An 8,000-nucleotide genomic window follows, 5' to 3' on the forward strand; every position below is an offset into this window, starting at 1 on the left:
CGCTGCAAAAGCAACTGCAGTTCCTTTCTTCCCGCGCCCGCAACCATCTCTTCGAAACGGAAGACCTGGGCGATCATGAATCGCTGGATGAAAGAGGAATTCCGCTTACGGCGTCCGTGTTTTACGCGCTGCATGCCTCCATGCTGGCGGAATTCGCGACGGTCCTGGACAAAAAAGCGGACGCAGCGGAATATTCGGCTTTGTTTGAAAACATCCGCCGCGCGATCGTAGCTAAATTTTATCAACCCGCCACCGGCGCTTTTGAAAAAGGTACGCAAACGGCGCAGATATTCGCGCTGTGGGCGGGCATGCCAGGAAAAGCGGAGGAAGAGAAAGTGGTGCAGGCGCTCGTGAAAGCGTTTGAAAAGAAAGACTGGCACCTGTCGACCGGCATTTTCGGCACCAAAATGATGTTCGATGTGCTGCAGGAAAGGAACCTGAACGACATGGCGTATAGAATCGCCGACCAGCGTACCTTTCCGGGCTGGGGGCACATGATTGAAAACGGGGCCACCACGCTATGGGAAACCTGGAGACATTCGGATAACACTTATTCCCAGAACCACCCGATGTTCGGCTCAGTGGGCGACTGGTTTTACCGCTCCCTGCTGGGCATTAACCCATCAGCGCCGGGATACCGTAAAATCACGCTGAAACCGCAGCCCGCCGGCGACCTGACTTTCGCGAAAGGCGACGTGCTGAGCCCGTACGGGAAAATCGGCAGCCACTGGACCCTCCGCAACGGCGTGTTTACGTTGCGCGCGGAGATCCCAGCCAATACCACGGCGGAAATCCACATCCCGACGCGTTTTGGTACGGTGGTGAAGGAAAGCGGGAAGCCCGTGCAGCCGCAACGGGTGGAGGAGGGAAGCGCCGTGTTTGAAGTGGGGTCGGGGAGCTACGTGTTTGAAACGGCTGGCAGATAGATGCGCGTTACCGGTTGTTGTACGCCTGCTTGAAAGCTTTGGGCGTCATCTGTTTCATGGCTTTGAATTGACGGTTGAAATACGCTATGTTGTTGTACCCGCTCATGAAACAGATTTCAGTAATGCTCACATCGCCCTCGATCAGCATTTTGCAGGCATGCCCGATCCGGATTTCGTTGAGGAAATGTGTGAAATTTTTGCGCGTATGTTTCCGGAAGTAACGGCAGAAAGTGGACGGGCACATGTTCAGGATACCGGAAATGTCATCAAGCGAAATAGGTTGGGTGAAGTTTTGCATAACATATTCGTAGATTTTGTTGATGCGTTCCGAATCCCGCATATGCGTGCCGGTGGCGCCCTGGTTGCTGAGCGTGGAAAGATCGCCGGCGCCGATGCTGATCCGGTGCAGCAGCTGGAGGAGATGCAACAACTTTTCCATACCGCTCATCTTCAGGATGCGCTGCATCATTTCCGCCACCCCGTCGCGTGTGGCCCCGGTGATGGCGATGCCCAGCACGGATTTGTCGAGCAGCTTGCGGACCTGCAGCGCCTCCGGCACACCGAAGAAGCGGTCGCCCAGGAACTCCGCGGTAAACTGTACCACCACGGATTCCGCTACCAGTCCGGCTTCCGGCTCGTAATGCGCCGCATCGCAGCGGTACCAATGCGGAATATTGGGCCCGAGCAGCACGAGGTCGCCGGGAGCAAAGTCGCAGATATGGTCACCCACGAACCGCTTCCCCGTGCCGCGCATCACCAGCACCAGCTCAAACTCCGGGTGGAAGTGCCAGGGAGCGGTGAAATGGGCGGAGCGGAATTCCTGCACGGCGAATGAGGCATCCGTAAATACCGGTACTTTCTGGAGGATTGCTTTCATAACTTGGCGTCTGTACCACAAGATAGTTATTTGCCGGATTTGTCGAAATACCGGTCAAAATAGTACAGGTAATAACGCTCAAAGGATGGGTGGGCCGGTTGTTTTTTAAATAGTTTTGAAACCAGTATAAATGTAGCAAATGATGATACCTGAAGAGATGGACTATGCACCGAAGATGCCTTTAAAACCCTGTTCCATCGCCATTATCGGCGCCGGCGGCATTGTGCGCGACGCACATTTGCCTGCGTACCGGAAAGCGGGCTGGGCAGTAGCCGGCATCTGCGACCCTTTATTGGAAAAAGCGGAAGCGCTTGCCCTGGAGTTCGACATCCCCCGCGTTTTTACCGACATCGGCGCGATGATCGCAGGCATGCCGGCCGGAACCGTGTATGATATTGCCGTACCCGCTTCCGCGCTGCCGGGCGTTTTACGCCGCCTGCCGGATGCGTCGGTGGTCATGATGCAGAAACCCATGGGCGAGAACATCGCGGAAGCGGAAGAGATCGTGCGCATCTGCCGGGAGAAAAATTTTACCGCCGCCGTTAATTTCCAGATGCGGTTCATCCCCGCCGTGCAACTCGCCAAAAAAGTGGTGGAAAGTGGCCTGATAGGGGAGCTGCACGACATGGAGATCCGGATGAATATTTACCATCCCTGGCACCTCTGGGGATTCCTGTTCGGTATCCCGCGGATGGAAATGCTCTACCACAGTATTCATTACATGGACATGATCCGCTATTTCTTCGGCGACCCCGCCAAAGTATACGCCAAAACGCTGAAGCACCCGAAAATGATGCAGCTGGCGTCCACACGGTCGGTTATCCTGATGGAATACGACGATATCATCCGCGCTTTCGTCAACACTAACCACGGCCACGAATTCGGATTGAAGTACCAGGATTCCTTCATCAAGCTCGAAGGCACCAAAGGCGCCATCCGCACCACCCTCGGCATGAACCTCGATTACCCCAGCGGCGTCCCGGATACGTTCGAATACGCCGTGCTGGAACCAGGCAAAGCACCGGAGTGGAAAGCCGTTACCCTCAACGGTACCTGGTTCCCCGATGCCTTCACCGGCTCCATGGCGAACCTGCTGTGTTACGCGGAGGGCTCAGCCCCGGTGCTCGTCAACAGTATCGACAGCGCCTGGCGCACCATGCAGCTCGTGGAAGCCGCGTACCTGTCCAGCGACCAGGGCGGCACCACCATTCCCTATTCACCCATGCTTTGAAAAATACAAGAACGTTATGAACAACAAGATGAACAAATACAGCAGGGTGCTGACGGAAGATGTCAGTCAGCCCTCTTCCCGCGCCATGCTCCATGCCACCGGACTAACCAAAGCCGATTTCAGCAAAGCGCAGGTCGGGATCGTCAGCTCCTGGTTCGAAGGGAATCCCTGTAACATGCACCTGAACGACCTGTCGAAACTGGTGAAGCAGGGGATGGAAGAAGTGGGCCTGGTGGGGATGATGTTCAATACCATCGGCGTGAGCGACGCCATGTCGATGGGCACTACCGGCATGCGCTATTCCCTGCCTTCCCGCGATATCATCGCCGATTCGATAGAAACCGTGGTGAGCGCCCAGTGGTACGATGGCGTAGTGTCTGTAATGGGGTGCGACAAAAATATGCCCGGCGCCGTGATGGCGATGTGCCGGCTCAACCGCCCGTCGATCCTCGTGTACGGCGGCACGATCCATTCCGGCAATTATAAAGGGAAAAAGATCAATGTGCTGTCCACCCTGGAAGCATACGGACAGCGGATTGCGGGGGAACTGTCGGCGGAAGATTTTGAAGGCATCATCGCAAATGCCTGTCCGGGTGCGGGCGCCTGCGGCGGGATGTATACGGCCAACACGATGTCGGCCGCCATTGAGGCCCTGGGCCTCAGCCTGCCTTACAGTGCTTCCAATCCAGCGGTGAGCGAGGAGAAGAAAGCGGAATGCCTGCAGGTGGGCAAAGCCTTGCATCACCTGTTGAAGGAAGATATCAAACCCAGCGACATCCTGACAAAGAAATCTTTCGAAAACGCGATAACGATCACCATGGCGCTGGGCGGTTCCACCAATGCCGTGCTGCACCTCATCGCCATCGCGCGCTGCATCGGGCTGGACCTGCAACTGGCGGACTTCCAGCGGATCAGCGACAGCACTCCGCTGCTGGCGAACCTCAAGCCCAGCGGGAAATATCTCATGGAAGACGTTCACGCCGCAGGCGGCATCCCTGCCGTGATCAGAACCCTGCTCAACGCGGGTTACCTGCACGGCGATTGCCTCACGGTGACGGGGCGCACCCTGGCGGAGAACCACGAGAATATTGCGCCGTTGCCGTTGGAGTCCGGTATCCTCATGCCTTTTGACAAGCCGCTCAAGAAAAGCGGGCATTTGCAGATATTATTCGGGAACCTGGCGCCGGAAGGGGCTGTGGCCAAGATTACCGGCAAGGAAGGGGAAACTTTCGAAGGCCCCGCCCGCGTTTACAACGACGAGTTCAGCGCCATCCGCTCGCTGGAACAGGGCGAAGTGAAGCCGGGCGATGTGATCGTGATCCGCTACGAAGGCCCGAAAGGCGGCCCCGGCATGCCGGAGATGCTGAAAGTAACGGCTGCCGTAATGGGCGCGGGTTTGGGCAATACGGTCGCCGTGATTACCGATGGCCGCTTTTCTGGTGGTACACATGGTTTCGTGATCGGCCACATCACCCCGGAAGCATTCGACGGCGGCACCATCGCACTCTTGCAGGACGGCGATATTATTTCCATCGATGCCGCGCACAACAGCATCACCGTTCAATTGAGCGATGCTGAAATTGCGCAGCGCCGCGCGGTGTGGACGGCCCCGCCCCTGAAATATGATACCGGTATTTTGTATAAATACTGTCTTACCGTATCTTCTGCCTCGGAAGGTTGCGTTACCGACGGCGGTGGCGTACTGAAGAAGAAAAGCCCTTCCGTTAAACAGACGGCTTCATGAAGATAATCGATACGCACCTTCATCTCTGGGATACGGCGAGGTTGCAATACCCCTGGCTGCAGGAGCTCCCGCAGATACAGGGTGCATTTCTCACAGAACAATACCGCGCGGCAACGTCGGGGTTTGAAGTGGACAGGATGATTTTTGTCCAATGCGAATGCCTGCCGGAAGAAAATGTTGCGGAGATGGAGCTGGTGATGGAGCAGGCCGCGTTGGACCCGCGCATCGCGGGGATGGTGGCTTATGCCGCGCTCGAACAGGGGAAATCCTCCCTGGAACCGTTTTCGGGCAAGCCCTTCGTTAAAGGCATCCGCAGGATGTACGACGATGCGCCCGGCATCTGCTGCAGCCCGCTCTTCCTGGAAGCTGCCAGGGCATTGCCTTTGCATGGCCTAAGCATGGATATCAGCGCCCAGCCGCATGCGCTTGCGGATACCGCCCGCATGATCGCGCAATGCCCGGATACGCAATTCATCCTCGATCATCTCGGCAAACCCTCCATCCGCGACCAAAAAAACGACGAGTTCAAACGTAACATGGATATGCTGGCGAAATTTCCGAACCTGTGCGCCAAACTTTCGGGGCTCGTTACGGAGGCTGCGTGGCATCGGTGGAACGTGGAGGAGATCGCGCCGTACGTCCATCATGCCATCAGCTGCTTTGGTGAAGACCGGCTCATGTTCGGCGGCGATTGGCCGGTGGTGCTGCTTGCGGGTAGTTGGGACAGCTGGGTGAAAGCGCTGCAGGCGATCCTGGCGGATTACCCGATGGCCGTACAGGAAAAGATTTGGCACGGGAATGCCGTCCACACGTATCGCATGGCTTAATGTTTTAACTTACCACGAAATGCTTCACTTCCGGAATAACTGCCTGTGCTTTTTAATTGCTTTCCTGCCATTTTTCGCAAAGGCGCAACAGGTAGTGCCGCTCTACCAAGGCAAGGCGCCCGGGTTGTTACCCGCCGCCGCAACGGTGAAAGAAAACATCCGGACGGATAAGGTGGTCGGACTGCTCGTGTCTGCCGTCACCGAGCCCACGCTGGAAGTGTTTTTGCCGGAAAAAGGAAAGGGGAACGGCACTGCCGTCGTGATTTGCCCGGGCGGCGGCTACGGCGTTTTGCTGCTCAACCGCGAAGGCCGCGACGTGGCGAAAGCATTCAACGATTCCGGGGTGGCGGCATTCGTATTGAAATACCGCCTTCCTTCCCCAACTCATTTTTCCGATCCCGCGATGGCGCCGCTGCAGGATGCGCAGCAGGCCATCCAAATTGTGCGGGCACGGGCAGGCGAGTGGAAGATCGATCCGGGGAAAGTGGGCATCATGGGCTTCTCCGCCGGCGGGCACCTCGCCGCCACGGCAGGCACGCACTTCGGCCGGCCTGCTATCGATAACAAATCTGGCGTCAGCCTCCGGCCGGATTTTATGATACTCGTCAACCCAGTTATCAGTTTTACGGATAGCATCGGCCACACCGGTTCCCGGAACAACCTGCTGGGCCCTTCGCCTGCGCCTGAGCAGGTACGCTGGTTTTCCAACGAACTGCAGGTGACGGCCCAAACGCCGCCGGCATTCCTCGTACATGCCGGCGATGATACCGTGGTCGGAGAAAAGAATAGCCTGTTGTTTTACCAGAAGCTCAGAGCGCATAAAATCCCTGGTGCATTGCACATTTACCAGAAAGGAGAGCACGGCTTCCTGAAGGATCTCGGGTTCGGTGAATGGTTTGGCCGCTGCCTGTTCTGGATGCAGCAGGCCGGCTACCTGTAATGCCTATTTCGAGATGGAAAAAGGCTTGTCGGCCTCCGCAATTCCCCGCTGCTGATTCGGTTGTTCCTGCATCTGCAACTGCAATTCCCCTCCGTTTATGATATCCGCATGGGTCAGGTAATTTTTGGAATACGGCTGGCCGTTGAGACTGGCCGATTGGATGTACACATTCCGGCTGCTGTTTCCTTTTGCGTTGATCACGAATTGCTTCCCGTTCTCCAAAGTGATGGTCACTTTCCGGAAGAGCGGGCTGCCTAGTACGTATTGGTCGGTGCCGGGGCACACGCTGTACATGCCCAGGGCGCTCAACACGTACCACGACGAAGTTTGGCCCTGGTCTTCGTCGCCGGGGTAGCCGTTTTCGGTGGCGTTATACAGCCGCGCCATCACCTGGCGGGCGTGGTATTGGGATTTCCAGGGCTGGCCGGCGTAGTTGTAGAGATAGATCATGTGCTGAATGGGCTGGTTGCCGTGCGCATACTGGCCCATGTTGGCGATCTGCATTTCGCGGATTTCGTGGATCACGGAGCCGTAGTAGCTTTCGTCATATACCGGCGCCATTACGAAAACGGAGTCGAGCATCTGCGTGAACTGCTGGCGGCCGCCCATGAGGCGCGCGAGGCCTTCCACGTCGTGGAAAACGGACCAGGTGTAGTGCCAGCTGTTGCCTTCGGTGAAGGCATCGCCCCATTTGAAGGGATTGAAAGGCGCCTGGAATTTGCCGTCTTTATTTTTTCCGCGCATCAGTTTGGTTTCCGGGTCGAAGATGTTGCGGAAGTTCTGGCTGCGTTTCCGGAAACGTTCGATTTCTTCGGCGGGGCGTTTCAGTGCGATGGCGAGTTTGTAGATCGTGAAATCGTCGTAAGCATATTCGAGGGTGCGCGCGGCGTTTTCGTTTACGTTGACGTCGTAGGGCACGTAGCCCAGGTCGTTATAGTATTTCACGCCTTTGCGGCCTACGGAGCTGAGGGGGCCTTCGTTTTCGGAATTCTTCAGCAGGGCCTGGTAAAGCGTTTCGATATCATACCCGCGGATGCCTTTGAGGTAGCTGTCGGCGATGAGCGAAGCGGAGTTGGAACCGATCATGCAGTCGCGGTGCCCGGGGCTGGCCCATTCGGGCAGCCAGCCGGATTCCTTGTAGGTATTGGCGAGGCCTTCCATGATCTGGCCGTTCAGTTCCGGGTACATGAGGGTATAGAAGGGGAATACGGCGCGGAAGGTGTCCCAGAAACCGTTGTCGGTGAACATGACGCCGGGCAATACTTTGCCGTTGTAGGGGCTGTAATGCACGATCTGGTTTTGCGCGTTGTATTCGTAGAATTTGCGGGGGAACAGCAGGGTGCGGTAGAGGCAGGAATAGAAGGTGCGCACCTGGCCGGAGGTGCCGCCTTCCACGGCGATGCGGCCCAGTTCTTTATTCCAGGCCTGTTTGGCTTTTTGCCGGGTGGCTTCGAA

The 8,000-nt window shown here is 56.8% G+C and carries 7 protein-coding genes; 5 read left to right on the top strand and 2 right to left on the bottom strand.

Going from position 1 to position 8,000, the window contains the following annotated elements:
- The coding region (locus tag Q0510_RS00025; protein WP_298707086.1) for an alpha-L-rhamnosidase C-terminal domain-containing protein at nt 1-926 on the top strand (926 nt) is incomplete at its 5' end.
- Nucleotides 927-933: 7 nt separating this feature from the next.
- Here the strand turns inward: Q0510_RS00025 and Q0510_RS00030 are convergent.
- Entirely contained in the window at nt 934-1,803 is an 870-nt protein-coding gene (locus Q0510_RS00030; RefSeq protein ID WP_298707088.1) for an AraC family transcriptional regulator, read from the bottom strand.
- Nucleotides 1,804-1,942: 139 nt separating this feature from the next.
- On the opposite strand from Q0510_RS00030, the gene Q0510_RS00035 reads away from it, so the two are divergent.
- The 4 genes from Q0510_RS00035 to Q0510_RS00050 are packed head-to-tail and all read left to right on the top strand — an operon-like array spanning nt 1,943 to nt 6,545.
- The gene (locus Q0510_RS00035; RefSeq protein WP_298707090.1) at nt 1,943-3,034 is read left to right on the top strand and encodes a Gfo/Idh/MocA family oxidoreductase; all 1,092 of its coding nucleotides are present in this window, start codon (nt 1,943-1,945) and stop codon (nt 3,032-3,034) included.
- A 16-nt stretch (nt 3,035-3,050) separates the two neighbouring features.
- The gene (gene ilvD / locus Q0510_RS00040) at nt 3,051-4,778 is read left to right on the top strand and encodes a dihydroxy-acid dehydratase (RefSeq protein WP_298707092.1); all 1,728 of its coding nucleotides are present in this window, start codon (nt 3,051-3,053) and stop codon (nt 4,776-4,778) included.
- Nucleotides 4,775-5,605, top strand: coding sequence for an amidohydrolase family protein (locus Q0510_RS00045; protein WP_298707094.1), 831 nt, complete (start codon nt 4,775-4,777; stop codon nt 5,603-5,605). The genes ilvD and Q0510_RS00045 overlap by 4 nt, the downstream gene beginning before the upstream one ends.
- A gap of 19 nt (nt 5,606-5,624) precedes the next feature.
- The gene (locus tag Q0510_RS00050) at nt 5,625-6,545 is read left to right on the top strand and encodes an alpha/beta hydrolase (protein ID WP_298707096.1); all 921 of its coding nucleotides are present in this window, start codon (nt 5,625-5,627) and stop codon (nt 6,543-6,545) included.
- 3 nt (nt 6,546-6,548) lie between these two features.
- On the opposite strand, the gene Q0510_RS00055 is transcribed toward Q0510_RS00050, so the two are convergent.
- The coding region (locus tag Q0510_RS00055) for a glycoside hydrolase family 92 protein (protein WP_298707098.1) at nt 6,549-8,000 on the bottom strand (1,452 nt) is incomplete at its 5' end.

Origin of the sequence: uncultured Chitinophaga sp. (assembly GCF_937874145.1) — a bacterium.
Taxonomy (GTDB): domain Bacteria; phylum Bacteroidota; class Bacteroidia; order Chitinophagales; family Chitinophagaceae; genus Chitinophaga.